The sequence below is a fragment of the Rhodococcus jostii RHA1 genome (genome assembly GCF_000014565.1).
Classification (GTDB): Bacteria; Actinomycetota; Actinomycetes; order Mycobacteriales; family Mycobacteriaceae; genus Rhodococcus_F; species Rhodococcus_F jostii_A.
In genome coordinates, this window is record NC_008268.1 from 388,317 (window position 1) to 406,894 (window position 18,578).

Genomic DNA, 18,578 nt, shown 5'->3' on the forward strand with positions numbered 1-18,578 from the left:
TGTCCGATCCGGAAGCGTCTTGGGGACGACGAACCCCCGCTCCGATTTCATTACCGCCCGGCTTCGACGGGAAGCTTTCGCGGCTGCCCTTTGGCGCACGATGTTGGCGAGCTGACAGTCGACCCAGCAATCCGCGGCTGGTTCGATCGGCTACCGGGGCATCAGTCTGTCGTTGTGGTCGCCGCCAAAAAGCAAGCAAGGTGTGGAATCCGGCGACGCAGCGCTCGACGGATCAGAGCAATGAACTCACGTTCGCTGCAGTGTCGGAGACCTGCTTCCCCCACCAGGGCACACGATTCTCGTCGAAACGGGTCTCCGGCATCGAGATGCCGATGCCACCTACCGGGCATCCCCCCTCCCCCAGCACAGCTGCCCCGACGGCACATACTCCCATCCGGTTCTGATTGACGTTCACCGCATATCCGACGCGGCGGATCTCCTCGATCTTCTTTCGGATAGATTCGGGATCGGTGTCGGTCTGCGGAGTCAGTTGCTGGATGGGACTGGAAAGAATTCTGTCGACCTCATCGTCCGGCAGGCACGCCATGATCGCCATTCCCCCCGACGTGTGAGGTAGCTGCCATGTGCTGCCGACCTTGATGAAGGTGCGAACCGCCTGATGGGAATCCATGCGTTCGATCTGAACCACCCGTTCCGCACCATCACGGACCTGGAGCGTGATGGTCTCGTTCGTCAGATCCCGCAGCTCACGCATCGGTTCGAGCGCGACCGTTCGCAAGTCTCCCTTGTCCCAGCCGCGCCTGCCCACGGCGAGCGCCCGCGAGGTGAGCTTCCATCGCGTGTACTCGCTCCCATCGCTGCGGATCCAGCCGGCGGATGCGAGCGCCTGAAGAGTCCGCTGCACGGTCGATTTCGGCAACTGAAGGGTGCGTGACAGTTCGCCTACTCCGACCGGCTGGCTCTCCGCCACAGCTTCGAGTACGCGCAAACCTCGTTCGATGCCTTGCACCTACTGTTCCTCTCCCTCGACCGCCGCTCCGCCGCGGTGCAACATTTCGTACTGTGCCGATTATCGGCACAGTATGTCGAAATGTCCAGTCTCGATGTCCGCTACCGGTTCACCGAAGGCGAATCTCGGCGGCCGCGCCGACGCCGACAGGCGGCGAACTGTCCGCGAGGATCTTGAAGACGCCCGTCGCCGTTGCCACCACCGAATCGTTCACCCGCAGGTCGGAGTCCGCGAAGACGATCGATGCCGTGCGCCGCACGATACGGGGTGAGCTCGTCAAGAGGTCACCGACCCGGACGATACCGAGGAAACTGACATTCAGTTGCACGGTCGCCATGTTCTGCGTGCCGGTTTCCGCGAGGGCGGTCGAACCGAGGGCTCGGTCGGCGAAGGCCATGATCAGGCCGCCCTGCACGACTCCTCGAAGGTTTCGATGTTTGGGTTCACACCGCAGTCCGTATTCCCGTGCACCGCCATCTCCGCGACGCAGCAGCAGTGGACCGATCAGCCCGATGAACCCACCGTCGTGCACCTCGTCCCATTCGACTTCGCTCACGCCCACCTCTACTTCTACTTCCATCCTGGCTTCGATCTTTCATACCCATCGAGTCGGGTCGCGATCTGATGGGCGGCGCGGAGCCGCCGACGGCGAGGTTGGAGGAACTCGCTCGTCGGCGGCCCGCGAGGTTGCGCGGGCCTCGTGCTTCGTGACCACCACGAGCACTGCCGGCCGCGCAACCCGTCAGGGGGTTACTGGGTAGCCGAGAGCACCTTCGACGGCACAGCCGAGTCACGGATTTCCCACAGCACCGGCTTGATGCACCGGAAGAACTGGGCTGCGTCCTCGCTCATCGGGAAGTGTCCGAGTCCCGCCATCGGAACGACCTTCGCACCCTCGATCTGCGCGCCGAGTTCCGCGGCCTCCTCCGGTCCCGTCGCGAAGTCGTATTCGCCGTTGAGGATGTACACGGCGGTCTTCGACGTATCGATGTTCTGTGCCGTTTCTCGAAGATCGTGCTCGACGCTGTAGTAGTGGAGATCACCCTTGAAGACCGGAGGGGATCCTTGGCTGTAGACCCAGGTCGTTTCCCTGCGGCCGACCTCGGGCGCCGTCGGCGAGGTGAGCGCGTACATCGCCGCGGGCTTGGAGTCGTTGCTGATCTCAGGGTGGAACCAGTAGTCGAGGTAGAAGCCGGGCGAATGCAGCGCCGCCTCGAGCGCGATCACGGCACGGAAGACGCCGGGGTAGTGCAGTGCCAGATCGGGGGCGAGGTTGCCGCCCATCGAACTGCCCATGTACACCGCGTCCTCGCAGTCGAGGGCCTCGGCCAGGGCAACGACGAACTTCATGAAGAAGTCCTGGGTCAGGTTGTACTCCTGCTCCCACCATCGCACCGAGAGCGGCGGCAGCGACCGCCCGTGATACGGCAGATCCCACGTGATCACGCGGAAGTGCGAGGTGATCTCCTCGTCCTCGAGGAGATGACGATACTGGCGGCCGTCACAGCCGGCGGTGTGCTGGAGAAGTAGCGGGATTCCGGACCCGCTCTCCTCGTAGTAGACCCGGTACTCGACGTCGTCGATCGTGAGATGGACGTACCGTCCGACCGCCTTGTCGAACTTCGTCGTGGTCATTTCGCCTCCTCGGCAACGTTGGTGTACGAACGCATGAAATCGAACACTCGTCTGAGCGCGGCGTAGTAGGCGAAGAACATCTTCATGTCTCCCCCATAGCGGAAGTTGTGCCGGGTGACCGCCGAGAAGAGGTCCTGATAGAACGGGCGAGGCACCCGCTGGAAGAACTTGCTCCATTCTTCGATCGGCGCCGAGATCTCGATGTCGTAGTTCCGCGCAACCGTCATGAGGTTGTTGCCCTCGGGCGGTGTCATGGAGTCGAGTCGACCGTCACGAATCACCAGCACGTAGGTTTCATCGCCGATCTCCAACCGGACGATGGCGTTCCAGAAGCGCGCCGCAATCTTGAATTCGGGATCCAAGTTGAGCGCCTCTGTGAACCTCTCCGTGTCCACAAATGGCATGGCCTTTCCCTTTCCAGTAAGTCGCTATTCGACCTGCGATCACACGCGGGCGGCGTGGGGTTCGCTAGACATGGCGGCCCCGAGCCACCACTATCGGGACTGTGCCGTTCAGCGGTACGCCGTGTCAATTTCGAGTATGTGTACTGCCTCACAATTTGTCAATACGCTGACGTGGACCTCCGTTGCCCGAGCTCGCCACACCCCACCCAGCGCCGAACGGCATCGCTCGGAGACGCGAATACTCCCTGGGGTTCGACAACTGACCTGAATCTCACTATGTGGCACCGCTATTCCAGCATTTGGCTATGCGCGATAGCTTCTGTGTACCGCCGCCACTTCCGCCCGCTGCACCCACGCACTCGGGCTCGGCGACTCGTCACGCGCGGAAACAGTCACGCGTTCGCAGTTCGGAGATCTGATGAAAATTGCAGTCATTCCAGGGGACGGAATCGGCCCCGAAGTCATCGACCAGGCGGTCAGGACCTTGCACGAGGTTGCCCCCACCATCGACACCAGCTACTTCGACCTGGGCGCCCGAAACTTCCGGGAAACAGGTCGTCTGCTCGCCCCGGAAACACTCGACGAGATCCGGCATCACGATGCGATCCTGCTCGGTGCCATCGGCGACCCCACTGTCCCCGCCGGCACGCTGGAACGTGGCATCCTGCTCGAAATGCGCTTCGCGCTAGATCATCACATCAACCCACGCCCGACGAAGACGATGCCCGGCGCGCCGCGAGTGCTTGCCGGAGACGTGAATGTCGACCTGTTGGTAGTCCGGGAGGGAACCGAAGGCCCGTACACCGGCAACGGGGGCGCACTCCGCGTCGGAACGCCGCATGAAGTCGCTACGGAAGTCAGTGTCAACACACGCTTCGGAGTCGATCGACTTCTCCGGGAAGCGTTCGAGCGCGCCACGGTCAGGCGGCAGAGGTTGACGATCGTGCACAAACCGAACGTTCTCGCCTTCGCAGGCTCCTTGTGGACGCGCGCTGCCGACGACCTGTCAGCGCTGTATCCGGACGTCGAGGTCGATCACATGCTCGTCGATGCGGCCATGCTGCACCTCGTCACAAACCCTGCCCGATTCGACGTCATCGCCACCGACAACCTCTTCGGCGACCTCATCACCGACCTCACGTCCGCCCTGGGCGGGGGTGTCGGGCTGGCGGCAAGCGCGAACATCGACGGCTCACGGAGGAATCCCGGCATGTTCGAACCGGTTCACGGGAGCGCCCCGGATATCGCAGGTCGAGGCGTCGCCGATCCCACAGCCGCGATCCTGTCGGTCGCGTTGATGCTGCATCACCTCGGGCGGTCACCTGAGGCGAACGCCATCGACCAGGCCGTTCAGGACCACGTCGCGACCCGCGGACCCGAATCCTGCTCCACCGAGGAAATCGGTGAGCAGATCAGGAGCCGAGTGGGCTCCTGATCACTCACACTGCTTCGCCATCGGCCGGCTGCCAGTTCGCGATGAGTTCCACGAGGCCGGGAAAGCGCTCATCGAGGTCTTCGATGCGGACTCGGCTTCGTCGCTCGAGCCCGTGCTGCCGCTGTCGGATGACACCTGCCTCCCTGAGCGCTTTGAAGTGGTGGGTGAGGCTCGACTTCGGCCGGTCGAATCCGAACCAACCGCAGGTGTGGTCGTACTCCTCAGAGCTGGTCAACAGCCGATTGACGATTGTGAGTCTCAGCGGGTCGGCGAGGACGCCCATGACCCGCTCCAGACGGATCTCCGATGCCGCGGGTTCGGGTAGCGGCGTCGGCAGAGAAGGCTCTTCGCTGTCGCTCATGCGATAGGTCGGCGCAAGGTCGGTCATAGATCCAGCATAGCGGCAGTACGAATTTTGTCGTACCATCTCTGTACGAATAATCTCGTACTAGTACGACCGGTATCGAACCGGGTGCGGAAGAGGAGACAGCGATGGCGAAGAGTTCGGCCGGCCCGAAGGAACTGAGGTGGTCCCTGGCCGCCGCCAGCACGGTGACAGCCGTCTTCGTGCTGTCCAACGCGCCCACACCGCTATACACGCGCTGGCAAGCAGAATGGGAATTCAGTTCCGGAACGTTGACGATCGTGTTCGGGGCCTACATGGTCGGGCTGATCGGGACCCTTCTCGTCGCCGGGAAACTCGCCGATCGATACGGGCGGAAGATCGTGCTCGTCCCAGGCCTGATCGCCGCGGTCACCGCGGCGGGGCTCTTCCTGTCGGCCACGAACGTAGTGTGGTTGCTGGCGGCCAGGCTACTGGCCGGCGCCGCGGTCGGCGCGGCCGTCACCGCGGGCATGTCGGCGACGATCGATCTCGCCCCCGACCACCGGCGCCGGACCGGATCCATGATCGCTTCCGCTGCAATGGTATTCGGTGCCGGACTCGGCCCCCTCCTGTCCGGGGCGCTCTCCCAGCTCATCGACACACCACAGTCCTGGATATTCGGAATCGTGCTCACGATAACGACGCTGACGCTGGTCGTCGCGATACGGTTGCCACTCCCCCACGGATTCGCAGAGGACGGTCCGGTCGGACCTCTCTGGTCATGGCCCTCCGTTCCTCGTCCGAATCGCCGTGAACTCGCTTGGGGAGCAGCAGCATTCGCTCCAGGCATTACCTCGACTTCCTTCTTCCTCTCCCTCGGGCCCACAGTCCTCGCCACCGGCATCGACGCCCCCAGCCCGCTACTCGCGGGCGCGGCGGCATGCGGCATGTTTCTGGTAGCGACCGGAATCCAGTTCGCCCTGGCGCATCTGCGTACCAGAACCCATCTCGCCCTGAGTTCCACTGCCGCGTTCGTCTCGATGGCGACGCTGACGGCGAGCGTCACCCTCTCCCCGACGCCGGCGTTGTTCGTCATCGCGGCACTTCTTGCCGGCGCCGCACAGGGCCTCGGCCAACTTGCGGCATTGACGCTGATCGGCACCCGCATCCCCTCGAACCATCGCGCCGAAGCGAACGCGACATTGAACATCGCCGGCTACATTCCTGCGGCTCTGCTCCCCGTGGGAACGGGCTACCTGATCCAATTCCTCCCCTTCGGCGCGGCCATCGTCACGTTCGCGGCAGCCGTCATGGCATTCTCCCTCGCCGCCCTGATCACCGTACGAATCAGCACGGCCGAACACCTGCGTCCCCGCGCCTCGGACGGGCACGTGATCCGCGGGGAGACGGATGCCACCGCCGAGGAAGCACTGCTGGATGGGGCACGGCCATGACACTCGGGCGGTCGCATCGCCGGGCGTCTTCCGTCTCCCGGTCGATGGGTCGGACCCCGTCAACCCTTGTCAGGAGCTCCGCTGAGGGGCTTGACTGAAATGTGGGTCTCGATCGCCCAGGATGAACAGACAGGGAGGATGCAGATGCCAACCCATCAGGCAGTTCACGTCCAGGCCCCCGGCGAACCGCTGACACTCGTCGACGTCGAAACAGGGTCGCCCCCGCGCGACCATGTACGCATCGCGGTGTCGGCGTGCGGAGTGTGCGGCACCGACCACGCCTTCGTCAACGGCGCGTTCCCGGACATGTCTTGGCCTCTGACACCTGGACACGAGATCGCCGGAACCATCGCCGAACTCGGTGAGGGCGTCGACAACTACGCCGTCGGCGACCGCGTCGCCGTGGGTTGGTTCGGTGGGCACTGCAACCAGTGCATCCCCTGTCGTCAGGGCTCCTTCATTCATTGCGAGAAGTTGCAGGTGCCGAGCTGGCAGTATCCCGGCGGATACGCCGAGTCGGTGATCGTTCCAGCAAACGCACTGGCCCGGATTCCGAACGAGCTGTCCTTCGCGGAAGCAGCACCCATGAGTTGCGCTGGGGTCACCACGTACGACGCGCTGCGCAAAACCAGGGCCGTACCGGGCGACCGCGTCGCCATCCTCGGCATCGGCGGACTCGGCCACCTCGGTGTGCAGTTCGCCCGGGCGATGGGCTTCGAGACGATCGCCATCGCCCGCGGCGCCGACAAAGGCGACGATGCTCGTCAGCTCGGCGCCCACCACTACATCGATTCCACCGCCGGCGACGTCAGCGAAGCGTTGCAGGCTCTCGGTGGCGTATCCGTGGTTCTGGGGACCGCGGCGAGTTCGAAAGCGATGGGTGATGTGGTCGGTGGACTGCTTCCGCTCGGTGAACTCACGGTCGTCGGTGTCACGCCCGACCCACTGCCGATCAGCCCCCTACAGCTGATCACTCCCGGCGTCGATGTCACCGGCCACCCGTCCGGCACCGCCCGCGACGTCGAAGAGACGATGCACTTCGCGGTCCTGTCAGGCGTGCGCGCCCGAATCGAGGAACAGCCCCTGGCTCGAGCGGCGGAGGCCTACGCCGCGATGGAGGAAGGACGCGCACGCTACCGGATGGTCCTCACGATGTGACCGTTCTCGGCAACGGTTGATCGACTGCCTTCAGCGGAGTTCGTTGCCGCTGCGCCGTCCGATGCCCCGGGTGCCGGACGGTCCGTGGAGCTTCTCGTACGCGGCCTTCTCGGCGTCATGACGGGACGCCTTCCTCGGGTTCTCCAGGTCGGGCGGCAGTCCGTGCCTCTCGAGACGTCGAGATCGGTTCTGCGCCATGTACGACACCGCATAGAACACGGCGAGCAGCACTCCGAGTAAGACCATGGACGCTCGCAGTCCGAGCGGCCCCGGGAACAGGAAGAACGCGGCGAAGACCGGAACGAACGGGACCATGCTGCGAAGGAGGTGCCGGGGAACCGCCCAGTCACCGACCAGGTCGTTGCGGACCCAGTCCTGCATGGAGTCGGGAAGTTTGCGGCCTACCGCGTAACCCAGCCACTGTAGGGGGCCGGGCCGGGTTCGTTGCGTGTTTCGCGACATGACAATTGCCTGTTCATGTTGTGCTGAAGTCGAATTCGACATGATTGTCCTCAGTGATCGAGCGCGCCCGCTCTGAGCGCAGCCTGATTGACGCGGGTGAGAACGTCGTGAAGTTCTTCGAGTTCGGCCAGGCTGACACCGAGCTTTTCGATCACGGCGGGCGGAATCTTCTCGGCCTCCGCACGTAGCGCGGCACCGGCTTCGGTCAGTTCGACATCCAATTGCCTCTCGTCGGCGCGGCTGCGGGTGCGGGTGATCAGTCCGGACGCTTCGAGACGCTTGAGGAGCGGCGAGAGGGTGGGTGAATCGAGTTGCAGTGCGGTCCCGATCTCCTTGACCGCCATCGGGGCCTTCCCCCAGAGAGCAAGCATGACCAGGTACTGCGGATGCGTCAGCCCCATCGGTTCGAGCAAGGGGCGGTAGACGGCGAGCACCGCCCGGTTCGCGATCGCGAGCGCGAAACACACCTGCCGGTCGAGAGCGAGTAGGTCGTCGCCAGCCTTCCCCTGCTGGATGTCTGCGGTCATGCCACCAGGCTACCAGAATAATTCGTGCAATAACTAATATTGCACGAATCATTCTGGAGGTTGCCGCCGATCGTCACGGGAATCGCGCAACGAGGGCATCGAGGCCAGTTCGCGGGCCGGAGAAGAACGGCGTCTCCAGCCGAACGTGCCTGCGCGCGTCGGTAGCGCGAAGGTCTCGCATCATGTCGACTATCCGACTCGGGTCCGGAGCCTCGAAGGCGAGGATCCACTCGTAGTCGCTCAACCCGAAGGAACTCACGGTGTTGGCCCGCACGTCCGGGTAGGCGCGAGCCGCTCGGCCGTGTTCGGCGAGCTGCCGTCGCCGTTCGGCGTCCGGCAGCAGATACCACTCGAGCGATCGGTTGAACGGGTACACGCACACGAACTGACCCGGCTCCTCGTCGGCCACATATGCCGCGATGTGGCTGCGGTTGAATTCGGCAGGCCGGTGGAGCGCGACCGCACTCCATACCGTCGTGCACGCTCGACCGAGTCTGCAGCGCCGGAAACCGGAGTAGGCGGCCTGCAATTCCTCGACGGTGTCGGCATGCGTCCACATCATGAAGTCGGCGTCCCCACGTAGTCCTGCGACGTCGTAGATTCCGCGGATCGCGACACCCGACTCGGCGACTCGGTCGAGGTAAGTGTGCGCATCGTCCACGACCTCGTCGCGCACATCCGGCAGCGCGCCGGGGACCACCTGGAACACGGTGAACATCATGAACCGCACGCGCTGATTGAGTTCGGTGAAGCGAGACCGGGTCAAGGCGCGGGCTACCTCTCGACCGGAGCGCCGACCAACGAGCCGTACTCCACCCAGGAGCCGTCGTAGTTCCGGACGTCGGGGTAGCCGAGCAATTCGTGGAGAACGAACCAACTGTGCGCCGATCTTTCGCCGATCCGGCAATAGACGATGATGTCCTTCGTCTCGTCGAGGCCGGCGTCGCCGTACAGGGCGCGGAGCTCGTCCTCGCCGAGGAAGGTGCCGTCGTCAGCGGCAGCCTTGGACCACGGCACGTTGACGGCAGTCGGGACGTGCCCCGGAACCTGGGGTTGTTCCTGCGGGAAGTGCGCCGGCGCGAGGATCCTCCCGGAGAATTCGTCGGGAGACCGGACGTCGACGATGTTCTTGCTCCCGATCTGCTCGATCACCTCGTCGCGGTGCGCGCGGATTCCCGACACGGGCTCGGACGCCACGTAGTCGGTGGCCGGCCGGGTGACCTCCTCGCTCGACAGGGGCCGGCCGTCGAGCTCCCACTTCTTGCGTCCGCCGTCGAGCAGCCGGACGTCGCGGTGGCCGTAGAGCTTGAAGTACCAGTACGCGTAGGCGGCGAACCAGTTGTTGTTCCCCCCGTACAGGATCACCGTGTCGCCGTTGGCGATTCCTCTCTCGGACAGGAGTTTCTCGAACGATCGCCGGTCGATGACGTCGCGGCGTACCGGATCTTGAAGATCGCGCTTCCAGTCGATGCGGACGGCACCGTCGATGTGGTTCGTCTCGTACTGCGCGGTGTCCTCGTCCACCTCGACAAGGACGACGTCGGGGTCGTGACCGTGTTCGACGACCCATTCGGCGTCGACCAGAAAATTGCTTCTACTCATGGTTCATCCTTCACTTCGTCGGCAACCGGGTGTGCACATATAATTAATGCACGATCTATTCGCCTGCGCTACAGTTTTCGGCACACAGTTTCGACAGGAGCACCGATGACCACACCGAAGACCCGCTCTGTTCAGGCGAAGGCCCCGCGCACGGAGGGGCAATGGGCTCAGGGCGACCGTGAGCCGCTCAATGTGAACGAGCAGGTCAAACAGGATGACGACGGCCTCAACGTGCGCAAGAGAATCGAGGAGGTGTACTGCCGTACCGGTGTCGCCGGCATCGACCCGACCGATCGGCGAAGCCGCTTCCGCTGGTGGGGGCTCTACACGCAGCGCGCACCTGGCATCGAGGGCGGCCGAACCGCCACGTTGCCGCCGGAAGAACTCGAGGACGAGCACTTCATGCTCCGGATCCGCATCGACGGAGGGGCACTGACCACCGAACAGCTGCGCGTCGTCGGTGAAGTCTCCCGACTGTTCGCCCGCGACACCGCGGATCTCACCGACCGCCAGAACATTCAGCTGCACTGGATCAGGGTCGAGGACCTACCCGAGATCTGGCGGCGACTCGAAGGGGTAGGCCTCACGACCGCCGAATCCGCAGGCGACACGCCGCGCGTGGTCCTCGGCTCGCCGATGGCCGGCATCGCCGTCGACGAGGTTCTCGACGCCACACCCGCTCTGCACGAGATCACACGCCGATTGATCGCAAACCCCGACTACTCCAACCTGCCGCGTAAATTCAAAACCGCCATCTCCGGTCTCCAAGACGTGGTCCACGAGATCAACGACGTGGCGTTCATCGGTGTCGACCACCCGGACCATGGCCCGGGACTGGATGTCTGGGTCGGTGGCGGCCTGTCGACGAATCCACGGATCGGCGAGCGCCTCGGCGCGTGGGTACCACTGGAAGACGTGCCCGACGTGTGGATCGGAATCGTCTCCCTCTTCCGCGACTACGGGTATCGGCGACTGAGGGCGAAGGCACGCCTGAAGTTCCTCGTCTCGGACTGGGGTGTCGAGAAGTTCCGCGACGTGCTCGAGAAGGAATACCTCGGACGCGCGATGCTCGATGGACCAGCACCCGAACCGCTCGACGAACCACGCGATCACGTCGGCATCCAGCGCCAGAAGAACGGGCTGAACGCCGTCGGGATCGCACCCGTCGTCGGCAGGGTCGGCGGCACCGTGCTGACCGACTTGGCACGAGCAGCGGAAGCATCCGGATCCCGACGCGTCCGCATCACCCCGATGCAGAAACTGGTGATCCTCGACGTCGAGGACGACAGTATCGACTCCCTCCAAGCCGACCTCGAAAAGCTGGGTTTCCCCGCCCGTCCGTCGCCCTGGCGACGGAGCACCATGGCCTGCACCGGCATCGAGTTCTGCAAGTTCGGGATCGTCGAGACCAAGGCGCGAGCCGCCACACTCATCGCAGACGTCGAGAAACGACTTGCCGACGTGCAGGATCAGCTCGAGCACCCGATCACAGTGCACCTCAATGGGTGCCCCAACTCGTGCGCCCGCATTCAGGTCGCCGACATCGGTCTCAAGGGCATGATCGTGACCGACGTCGATTCCAACCAGGTCGAGGGATTCCAGGTCCATCTCGGCGGCGGCCTCGGGCTGGACACGAGCTTCGGGCGCAAATTGCGCGGCCACAAGCTCCCAGCCACCGAGGTGCCAGATTACGTCGAGCGGATCGTCCGCCGGTACGTGGCCGGCCGCGAAGGCTCCGAGAAGTTCGCGACCTGGGTCCAACGCGCCACCGAAGCCGATCTCGCATGATCGGCTCGCACTGCCGTGCACCACGCAGTCGAGGCTGAGGACGTCCCGGAGCACCCGACTGTCGCGGTCTGCTACGTGCCGGCGTCGGTGACGGGCTCGCGCTCGGGGACTGCGGCCGCATGGTCGTTGACCACGTGCTTCCACCACGAATCGAGCGGGCTCGGTTCCGGCCACACGATCGCGTCGGCCGGGAGCGGCCCTGTACTTTCCCGCGGGTGGCTCGATTCCTGTCGCATCAGCTCGCCTGTGCGTGTCGGCGGGGCGGAAGCTGGTTGACCAGCTGCTCCCACTCTTCGAATCGGGCAGCTTCGGGCGAGCGACGACGGGGCGAGGGTCCGGCAGCGAGGTCGACCAGGCTCCGGGCAGCGCCGAGGACGGTCAGGTGATGACGCCGCGCGACGTCGAGGAGTTCGTCGAACGCCTGGGCGTCACTGCAGCCGCGACCGGCGATCAGGATTCCCTTCGCCGTGCCGAGTAATTCGCGTCCGTCGGGACGCCTACGAGGGATCAGGCGTGTCGGGCCGGGAGTCGGAGTGAGTGGTTCGATGCTGTCCTCGATCATTCCGCGATGCTCCTTCGCTCTCGTGCATCGGCTTCCGACCCGCCGGTGTGCCGACGATCCCGCCCGGACGCAAAATGTGAGTCACGTCACTGTCGATGCCTCCACAGTTCTAGCCGACGGCGCCGCGCCTGTCATCTAGACAAATGTCCAGCTGTGCCGTCACATGACAAAGCGCTCAGGTAGTGGCCACCAACAAATCTTCTCCACTCGGCGGGCGCGGGCCGTCGGATCGATCGGCGAAGTAGCGCTCGGCGAGTGAAGTTCCCGCCACATGCTGCGCGTCGGCGAAGCCGGCCTCGCGGGCCAGGGACAGCATTTCCTGCGGGGGCGAGAATCGAAGCCCGCTGCAGCCAGCTGCTCCGACCAGGACTCGCTCGCCTCGAAGTCGACCGGCACCAGCCGCAGCCAGTCGGGAACACCGAAGCCCGGCTCGATCAGCCGGTTCCGCTTCCAGGTTTGGGGGCCGGGCTGGTCGACCTCGAACCGCGAGCTGCGGGCCGATCTCGTCGACGAGAACGTGCGGCGGCGCGTCGACCTGTACGTGCATCGCCCGCCACAGGGCAACTCGCACGGCAGTGCTGTCCGGTCCGTCCGTCCGCTCGCCTGTCGTCGCCATGACGTTCCCGCTCCTCACGGTCAGTTCTCCGCCGTCCGATGCCACGCCCCAGCCAACGCCCGCCGCTACCAGCGTATATACCTCGTATGAATCCTTCAGTGACCCGAGCCGCCGGCCTGTTCACAGCCACGGCAGCCGCGTTCCTCGCGTTCGCCACGCCCGCGCAGGCGGACTCCCCCACCCCCGTCTACTTCCGGGTGGTTAACTTCAACTGCTCGATCGCACCCGACGAGACTGTGGGATGCGATCTGCCGCAACCATTGCCGATGGACTTCCCGATCCTCGGCGAGTTCGGACTGCCGTGGCTGGGACCCGTCCGGCACGTCGTCATCGACCTTCCCTGGCTTCCGGCGCACCCCACCTACCCGCCCGGCACCCCGTTCACCCTGCCCGGCGGCAACCCCGACATCTCCGAGGTCGCCACCAGCCAGAGCATGTATCAGAAGACGATCACCCACGGCGGAACCACCTGTCTCGCAGGGTTTATGGGCGACGTCACCTGCACCGCCAAGGGCCACAGCTTCGTCGTCACCGTCTACGGAATCCACGCGCACTGAACCGGTACCGCATATGCAACGTCACACGGCGAGGTGCCGGGCGAGGTAAGCGGCGGTGGCGGAGCCGGCCGTCTCGGCAACGACCGTCGGTGGCCCCGAGGCGATGATCCGGCCGCCGTTGTCTCCGCCGCCGGGCCCGAGATCGATCATCCAGTCCGCCGAGGCAATGACCGGCATGTCGTGTTCGACGAGTACGACGGTATTTCCCGCCGCGACGAGACGTCGCAACACCGTCATGAGGCGGTCGACGTCGGCAGGGTGCAATCCGGTTGTCGGTTCGTCGAGTACGTAGAGCGTGTGCCCGGATCGGATGCGTTGCAGTTCGCTGGCGAGCTTGACGCGTTGCGCCTCCCCACCGGACAGGGTGGTGGCCGATTGGCCGAGTCGCAGATATCCGAGGCCGACTTCGACCAGCATGTCAAGGCTTTTCGCTGCTGCCGGAACGTGACTCAGGAACGCGCGGGCGTCGTCGACCGTCATCGCGAGAACGTCGGCGATCGTTCGGCCGTCGACGAGGACCTCGAGGGTCTCTGCGTTGTATCGGGCGCCCGCGCACGCCGGGCACGGTGCGGAGGCCTCGGGTAGAAACAGCATGCCGATGGTGATCGAACCGGCGCCCTCGCATTCCTCGCAACGGCCGCCGCTGACATTGAATGAGAATCGGCCCGGGCTGTATCCGCGTTCACGGGCAACGGGGTGTGCGGCGAAGAGTTTCCGAATTACATCGAAGAGACCGGTGTAGGTGGCAAGATTCGAGCGTGGAGTCCGCCCGATGGGGGTCTGGTCCACGCGCACCAGCCGATTGATCTGTCCGAGCCCGTGGGCGGCCACGACCGTCGGCTCGGTGTCGTTCTCGCGCTCCTCGGCCAGTACGACTGTGGAGCCGTCGGCCTCGTCTCCCCCGGTGTCGGTGCCGAGTTCGCTGTCGAGGCCGAGGTGTTGGGCGACGACGTCGGTGAGCACACGGCTCACGAGTGTGGACTTGCCTGATCCGGACACGCCTGTGACCGCGGTGAGCACCCCGAGCGGGATTCGCACGGTCAGATCCCGCAGGTTGTGCATCGTGATGCCGGCGAGCTCGATCCACCTGCTCGGCGGCCCGGGCTCGGGGCAACTCTCGGGTGTCCCGAAAAGGTATCGGCGAGTGACGGATTCGGGGATGTGAGCGAGACCGTCCACCTTACCGCTGTACAGCACCCGCCCGCCGTGCTCCCCGGCTCCGGGACCGACGTCGACGATCCAATCAGCCGCGCGGACGACGTCGAGGTTGTGTTCGATGACGAAGACGGAGTTGCCTGCCGCACGTAGCCGGCGCACGGCGGTGACCAGCGCCTCGGTGTCGGCGGGATGCAGGCCGGCGGACGGTTCGTCGAGGACGTACAGCACTCCGAACAGGCCCGATTGCAGCTGGGTGGCCAGCCGCAGGCGCTGAAGTTCTCCCGGCGAGAGGGTGGTGGTCGAACGGGCAAGGCTCAGGTAGCCCAGCCCGAGTTCGGTCAGACCCGCGAGGCGTCCGCGAAGGTTGTCTACCAGCGCCACGGATGCGCGTTCGGTTGCGTCGCTTGCGTCGGAACCGCGGGATGCGACGACGGCGTCGAGGACCGAGGCCAGATCGGCCAGTGACAGTTCCGTGGCGTCGGCGATGTCGAGCCCGGCGAACCGTACGGCCAGCGCCTCGGGGCGCAGCCGTTTGCCGTTGCACGCACTGCAGGGCCGGGACACCAGATATCGGGCGACCTTCGCCCGCTGGGTTGCGCTCTTCGTCGTCGCGAATGTGTGCAGGACGTAGGTGCGGGCGCTCGAGAACGTCCCCTGGTAGTCGCGCACCATCTTGCCCGGGTCACGCACCGGTGACACCGTGACCGTGGGTTGTTCCTCGGTGGTGAGGATCCACTCGCGCTCGTCTTCCGGAAGCTCGGACCAGGGGCGGTCCACGTCGATACCGAGTGTGTCGAGGATGTCGCGGTAGTTCTTGCCCAGCCAGGCGCCGGGCCAGGCGGCGACGGCACCGCCGCGGATACTTCGGCTCGGGTCCGGCACCAGGGCATCGATGTCGACGTCGTGGGTGCGTCCGAGTCCGTGGCAGGCTGGGCATCCGCCTTCGGGTGTGTTGGGCGAGAACGCGTTCGAGTCCAGGACGGGGGCACCCGGCGGGTAGGTACCGACTCGGGAGAACAGCATCCGCAGCACGTTCGAGATATGAGTGAGGGTGCCGACCGACGATCGGGCGGAGGTATGACCGCGGGCCTGCTGCAAGGCAACCGCCGGTGGAAGCCCGGTGATGTCCCCCACCCTGGGCGCTCCGATCTGATCCATCAGCCGGCGTGCGTACGGGGTGACGGACTCGAGGAACCGCCGTTGCGCTTCGGCGTAGATGGTGCCGAAGGCCAACGAAGACTTCCCCGATCCCGAGACCCCGGTGAACGCGACGATGCAGTCCCGGGGAATGAACACATCGACGTGGGCGAGGTTGTGTTCTCTGGCGTCGAACACTGCGATTCCGTTGAATTCCTGGGCATGTAACGGTTCAGCGTGCGGTCCGGGATCGAAGGTGGGCACAACTGCTCCAGGTGTCGGTTCGTGCTCGGACAGGTTACGTCCCAGTCTTACTCGAGACGGGGAATCATGTGTACTGGCGACGCTCTCTCGGGGAGAGTCCGCCCCAGATTCCGGCCCGACCGATGCCATCAGCCCACCTGCGCCAACTTGATCGCCGCGGCCTCGATGGTCTCCTCGGAGAGCAGGACCTCGAGGGCGGCGTCACCGAGAGGGATGAAGCTGTCGTCGCTCGTGACGCGTGCCAGCGGCCCGGTGAAGCCGTCGTCGATCAACGCCGTCACCACACCTTCGGACACCCCCCCCGACTTGCGGGTCTCGTCGACGACGAGCACCCGACCGGTGGCGTTCGCCTCCCGGAGAATGTCGTGCACCGGCAGCGGTGCGAGCCACCGCATGTCCACCACGCGCGCGGCGATGTTCGCCCGTTCGAGACGGCGCGCGACCCGCAGACTCATCCGCACCCCGTTGCCGAACGTGACGATAGTCAGGTCGGCGCCGTCACCGTACGTGCGGGCGGAGCCGATCGGCACGTGATTCCCGGCCCGCTTCGCCGGATCCGGATACGGTGCCAGCCACTGCTCGTCACCGTCCTCGTACAGATCGCGGGTGTGGTACAGGGCAATCGGTTCCAGACACACACCGCCTTCCGGTTCCTCCGGACCCACTCGGCGGCCGACACTGCCGTGGCGTACGCCGCCGGCAGGTCGGATCCGTCCGCCTCGAAGTACTCGAGACCTTCACGGTTGCCGAAGTTCGCGGCGATCCACCCCTTCGGCGTCTTGGTGCTGATCCCGATGCCGTTGTCTTCGCAGACGAACAACACCGGAAGCGAAAGGCCCTGGAAAGCCGAAGGCTCCGGAACGGTAGTGCAGCAGAGCAGGATCCGTCGGCCGGAGGGCTCCCGCGACGACGGCGTTCCCTTCGTGCCCGGACGATCCGATCGTGTAGAAGCCCTCGCCCTTCGCGCGAAGCCGTCGGGCAACCAGATCCAGGTGCCGACTGCCCAGTTGAGAATCGAACAGGTCCAGGGTTTGCTGCACGGACAGGCTCGACCCTGCCTCGACGGGCCGGTCGTGATCGATCAACCCTGGACGCGTCGTAGTGGCCATAGCGGCGACGGTGGTGGTGAAGTAATCATCGATCTGTTCGGCCATGAATCCGGCTCCTGAGAGGCAGGTGATCGTCTGCTGGGCGGTGTACTGTACGGAGGTCAGACGATGTTCGTTTCACCTGCGCCGATACCGAACTGCGCGAAGCGGTCCAGAGCGAAGGAGCTGATGTCGTATCCGGGCTCCTTGCCGTGGTAGAGGTCGCGCACGATCTCGCCGGTCGCCGGTCCCATCAGGAAGCCGTGGCCGGAGTAGCCGGTGGCGATGAGCAGGCCCTCGACCTCGGTGGAGCGATCGATGATCTGGTTGCGGTCGGGGGTGACCTCGTAGAGACCGGCCCACCCGGTGCTGATGCCGTAGTCCAGTACAGCCGGCACCCGGGTCTCGGCGATGGCGCCCAGTCCCATCAGCCAGTCCTCGAGTTCGAACCTGAGGTTGAATCCCTCGCGCTCGTTCGGGTCGGACCAGCCGAGAAGCAGGCCTTTGCCTTCCGGGTGGAAGTAGAAATTCGACGGGAAGTCGATGGTCAGCGACGGCGAGGATTCGGGCAACTCGGAGAGCGGCTCAGTGAAGGCGATCTGTCGGCGGACGGGAACGACGGGAATGTTCACCCCGAGCATGGTGCCGATGCCGGCCGACCAGGCTCCGGCAGCGCACACCACGGTGTCGGTCTTGATGCGTCCGTGTTCGGTCACGACCGCGGTGATCGTGCCGCCTGTGCTCTCGATGTCGGTGACCGCGCAGTGACGGACGATGCGAGCACCGTGTCGACGGGCAGCGGCGGCGTATCCCATCACGACCGATTCGGGGGTGGCCTTACCGTCCTGGGGCGACCAGGACGCGGCGAGGAGCCCGTCTGTACTGATGAGCGGCGAAATCTTCTGTGCTGCTTCGGGGGTGACCATGCGGCTCGGAACGCCGTGGCGGTTCTGCAGCGCGACGCTCTCGGTGAAGATGTCGACGTTCGCCTGGTCCGAGAGGAGATAGAGGTAGCCGTCCCGGCTGAAGTCGATCTCCTGGTGGTACTCCTGCGCGAACCGCGAATACACGTCGAGGCCGCGCAAACCGATCGCAATGTTGGCCTCGTTGCTGAAGGAGGCGCGAACACCGCCGGCGGCCTTGCAGGTCGAGCCGCAAGCCAACTCGTCCTTTTCCAGGAGGACGACATCGGAGACCCCGGATTCGGCGAGGTGGAACGCAATGCTGGCGCCGATGACGCCGCCGCCGATCACGACGACGGACGCCTGTTCGGGAAGTTCCTTGCTCATGTCGTCCTCTTCTTTCCTTCGACAGTAGTGATGTGATGCCCGACCGGTTTCCGGGACACCTGACGAACGACCGGGTCGATGGCTTGCCTGGAATTATGGCGCGCGCCCGCTGACCGGAGTGGGGTCACACAGTTGCGCGTGGGGGGT

Annotated in this window: 18 protein-coding genes and 2 pseudogenes; 5 read left to right on the top strand and 15 right to left on the bottom strand. The window is 65.0% G+C overall.

All coding sequences use genetic code 11. The annotated features are described in order from the left end of the window. Nucleotides 1-232: 232 nt before the first annotated feature. From RHA1_RS01590 to RHA1_RS01605, 4 genes are all read right to left on the bottom strand, one after another. A complete protein-coding gene (locus RHA1_RS01590) occupies nucleotides 233-970 on the bottom strand; it encodes an IclR family transcriptional regulator (protein ID WP_009472881.1) in 738 nt (245 codons plus the stop codon). Nucleotides 971-1,079: 109 nt separating this feature from the next. Beyond that, nucleotides 1,080-1,550 carry a PaaI family thioesterase gene (locus RHA1_RS01595; protein WP_011593599.1) on the bottom strand — a complete coding sequence of 157 codons (471 nt, stop codon included), beginning with the start codon at nucleotides 1,548-1,550 and terminating at the stop codon, nucleotides 1,080-1,082. 170 nt (nucleotides 1,551-1,720) lie between these two features. Continuing rightward, on the bottom strand, nucleotides 1,721-2,605 hold the full coding sequence (locus tag RHA1_RS01600) for an alpha/beta fold hydrolase (protein ID WP_011593600.1): 885 nt from the start codon (nucleotides 2,603-2,605) through the stop codon (nucleotides 1,721-1,723). Beyond that, nucleotides 2,602-3,009, bottom strand: a complete 408-nt coding sequence (locus tag RHA1_RS01605) for a hypothetical protein (RefSeq protein WP_009472885.1) — start codon at nucleotides 3,007-3,009, stop codon at nucleotides 2,602-2,604. The genes RHA1_RS01600 and RHA1_RS01605 overlap by 4 nt, the downstream gene beginning before the upstream one ends. Nucleotides 3,010-3,427: 418 nt before the next feature. Here RHA1_RS01605 and RHA1_RS01610 point away from each other — a divergent pair, with 418 nt between their 5' ends. Continuing rightward, entirely contained in the window at nucleotides 3,428-4,444 is a 1,017-nt protein-coding gene (locus RHA1_RS01610; RefSeq protein ID WP_011593601.1) for a 3-isopropylmalate dehydrogenase, read from the top strand. Between the two features lie 4 nt (nucleotides 4,445-4,448). Here RHA1_RS01610 and RHA1_RS01615 read toward each other — a convergent pair whose 3' ends face one another. Next, complete coding sequence (locus RHA1_RS01615) at nucleotides 4,449-4,832, bottom strand: ArsR/SmtB family transcription factor (RefSeq protein WP_009472887.1); 384 nt, start codon at nucleotides 4,830-4,832, stop codon at nucleotides 4,449-4,451. A gap of 104 nt (nucleotides 4,833-4,936) precedes the next feature. On the opposite strand from RHA1_RS01615, the gene RHA1_RS01620 reads away from it, so the two are divergent. Continuing rightward, on the top strand, nucleotides 4,937-6,223 hold the full coding sequence (locus RHA1_RS01620; RefSeq protein WP_011593603.1) for an MFS transporter: 1,287 nt from the start codon (nucleotides 4,937-4,939) through the stop codon (nucleotides 6,221-6,223). Nucleotides 6,224-6,367: 144 nt separating this feature from the next. Continuing rightward, on the top strand, nucleotides 6,368-7,381 hold the full coding sequence (locus RHA1_RS01625) for an alcohol dehydrogenase catalytic domain-containing protein (RefSeq protein WP_009472889.1): 1,014 nt from the start codon (nucleotides 6,368-6,370) through the stop codon (nucleotides 7,379-7,381). Between the two features lie 30 nt (nucleotides 7,382-7,411). On the opposite strand, the gene RHA1_RS01630 is transcribed toward RHA1_RS01625, so the two are convergent. From RHA1_RS01630 to RHA1_RS01645, 4 genes are all read right to left on the bottom strand, one after another. After that, entirely contained in the window at nucleotides 7,412-7,843 is a 432-nt protein-coding gene (locus tag RHA1_RS01630) for a DUF5313 family protein (protein WP_016881107.1), read from the bottom strand. 50 nt (nucleotides 7,844-7,893) lie between these two features. After that, entirely contained in the window at nucleotides 7,894-8,370 is a 477-nt protein-coding gene (locus RHA1_RS01635) for a MarR family winged helix-turn-helix transcriptional regulator (protein WP_009472891.1), read from the bottom strand. A 73-nt stretch (nucleotides 8,371-8,443) separates the two neighbouring features. After that, nucleotides 8,444-9,136: a hydrogen peroxide-dependent heme synthase gene (gene hemQ / locus RHA1_RS01640; RefSeq protein WP_011593605.1), complete on the bottom strand. Its 693-nt coding sequence runs from the start codon at nucleotides 9,134-9,136 to the stop codon at nucleotides 8,444-8,446. Nucleotides 9,137-9,144: 8 nt separating this feature from the next. Continuing rightward, entirely contained in the window at nucleotides 9,145-9,972 is an 828-nt protein-coding gene (locus RHA1_RS01645; RefSeq protein ID WP_009472893.1) for a sulfurtransferase, read from the bottom strand. 105 nt (nucleotides 9,973-10,077) lie between these two features. Between RHA1_RS01645 and RHA1_RS01650 the strand changes: the two genes are divergently transcribed. Then, nucleotides 10,078-11,760, top strand: coding sequence for a nitrite/sulfite reductase (locus RHA1_RS01650; RefSeq protein ID WP_011593606.1), 1,683 nt, complete (start codon nucleotides 10,078-10,080; stop codon nucleotides 11,758-11,760). A gap of 71 nt (nucleotides 11,761-11,831) precedes the next feature. Here the strand turns inward: RHA1_RS01650 and RHA1_RS50260 are convergent, their stop codons facing one another. The 3 genes and pseudogenes from RHA1_RS50260 to RHA1_RS53950 form a co-directional block, all read right to left on the bottom strand. Next, nucleotides 11,832-11,996, bottom strand: a complete 165-nt coding sequence (locus RHA1_RS50260; protein WP_016881104.1) for a hypothetical protein — start codon at nucleotides 11,994-11,996, stop codon at nucleotides 11,832-11,834. After that, nucleotides 11,996-12,322, bottom strand: coding sequence for an ANTAR domain-containing protein (locus RHA1_RS01655; RefSeq protein ID WP_009472896.1), 327 nt, complete (start codon nucleotides 12,320-12,322; stop codon nucleotides 11,996-11,998). The genes RHA1_RS50260 and RHA1_RS01655 overlap by 1 nt, the downstream gene beginning before the upstream one ends. 330 nt (nucleotides 12,323-12,652) lie before the next feature. Next, nucleotides 12,653-12,938: pseudogene (locus tag RHA1_RS53950) on the bottom strand (class I SAM-dependent methyltransferase); the annotation flags it as partial. Nucleotides 12,939-13,036: 98 nt separating this feature from the next. Here RHA1_RS53950 and RHA1_RS01665 point away from each other — a divergent pair. After that, complete coding sequence (locus tag RHA1_RS01665) at nucleotides 13,037-13,495, top strand: hypothetical protein (protein WP_041810927.1); 459 nt, start codon at nucleotides 13,037-13,039, stop codon at nucleotides 13,493-13,495. A gap of 21 nt (nucleotides 13,496-13,516) precedes the next feature. On the opposite strand, the gene uvrA is transcribed toward RHA1_RS01665, so the two are convergent. The 3 genes and pseudogenes from uvrA to RHA1_RS01685 form a co-directional block, all read right to left on the bottom strand. Next, nucleotides 13,517-16,054: an excinuclease ABC subunit UvrA gene (uvrA, locus tag RHA1_RS01670; RefSeq protein ID WP_041810933.1), complete on the bottom strand. Its 2,538-nt coding sequence runs from the start codon at nucleotides 16,052-16,054 to the stop codon at nucleotides 13,517-13,519. 128 nt (nucleotides 16,055-16,182) lie between these two features. Beyond that, nucleotides 16,183-17,208: pseudogene (locus RHA1_RS45530) on the bottom strand (transketolase C-terminal domain-containing protein). Nucleotides 17,209-17,264: 56 nt separating this feature from the next. Continuing rightward, nucleotides 17,265-18,431: an NAD(P)/FAD-dependent oxidoreductase gene (locus tag RHA1_RS01685; protein WP_011593613.1), complete on the bottom strand. Its 1,167-nt coding sequence runs from the start codon at nucleotides 18,429-18,431 to the stop codon at nucleotides 17,265-17,267. Nucleotides 18,432-18,578: the final 147 nt, after the last annotated feature.

Excerpts from the sequence above, each read along its gene's own strand:
- RHA1_RS01620 (WP_011593603.1), top strand. The coding sequence starts at position 4,937 with ATGGCGAAGAGTTCGGCCGGCCCGAAGGAACTGAGGTGGTCCCTGGCC.
- RHA1_RS01630 (WP_016881107.1), bottom strand. The coding sequence starts at position 7,843 with ATGTCGCGAAACACGCAACGAACCCGGCCCGGCCCCCTACAGTGGCTG.
- RHA1_RS01595 (WP_011593599.1), bottom strand. The coding sequence starts at position 1,550 with ATGGAAGTAGAAGTAGAGGTGGGCGTGAGCGAAGTCGAATGGGACGAG.
- RHA1_RS01635 (WP_009472891.1), bottom strand. The coding sequence starts at position 8,370 with ATGACCGCAGACATCCAGCAGGGGAAGGCTGGCGACGACCTACTCGCT.
- RHA1_RS01625 (WP_009472889.1), top strand. The coding sequence starts at position 6,368 with ATGCCAACCCATCAGGCAGTTCACGTCCAGGCCCCCGGCGAACCGCTG.
- RHA1_RS01600 (WP_011593600.1), bottom strand. The coding sequence starts at position 2,605 with ATGACCACGACGAAGTTCGACAAGGCGGTCGGACGGTACGTCCATCTC.
- RHA1_RS01645 (WP_009472893.1), bottom strand. The coding sequence starts at position 9,972 with ATGAGTAGAAGCAATTTTCTGGTCGACGCCGAATGGGTCGTCGAACAC.
- RHA1_RS01615 (WP_009472887.1), bottom strand. The coding sequence starts at position 4,832 with ATGACCGACCTTGCGCCGACCTATCGCATGAGCGACAGCGAAGAGCCT.
- RHA1_RS01605 (WP_009472885.1), bottom strand. The coding sequence starts at position 3,009 with ATGCCATTTGTGGACACGGAGAGGTTCACAGAGGCGCTCAACTTGGAT.
- RHA1_RS01655 (WP_009472896.1), bottom strand. The coding sequence starts at position 12,322 with ATGATCGAGGACAGCATCGAACCACTCACTCCGACTCCCGGCCCGACA.
- RHA1_RS01650 (WP_011593606.1), top strand. The coding sequence starts at position 10,078 with ATGACCACACCGAAGACCCGCTCTGTTCAGGCGAAGGCCCCGCGCACG.
- RHA1_RS01610 (WP_011593601.1), top strand. The coding sequence starts at position 3,428 with ATGAAAATTGCAGTCATTCCAGGGGACGGAATCGGCCCCGAAGTCATC.
- RHA1_RS50260 (WP_016881104.1), bottom strand. The coding sequence starts at position 11,996 with ATGCGACAGGAATCGAGCCACCCGCGGGAAAGTACAGGGCCGCTCCCG.
- RHA1_RS01685 (WP_011593613.1), bottom strand. The coding sequence starts at position 18,431 with ATGAGCAAGGAACTTCCCGAACAGGCGTCCGTCGTCGTGATCGGCGGC.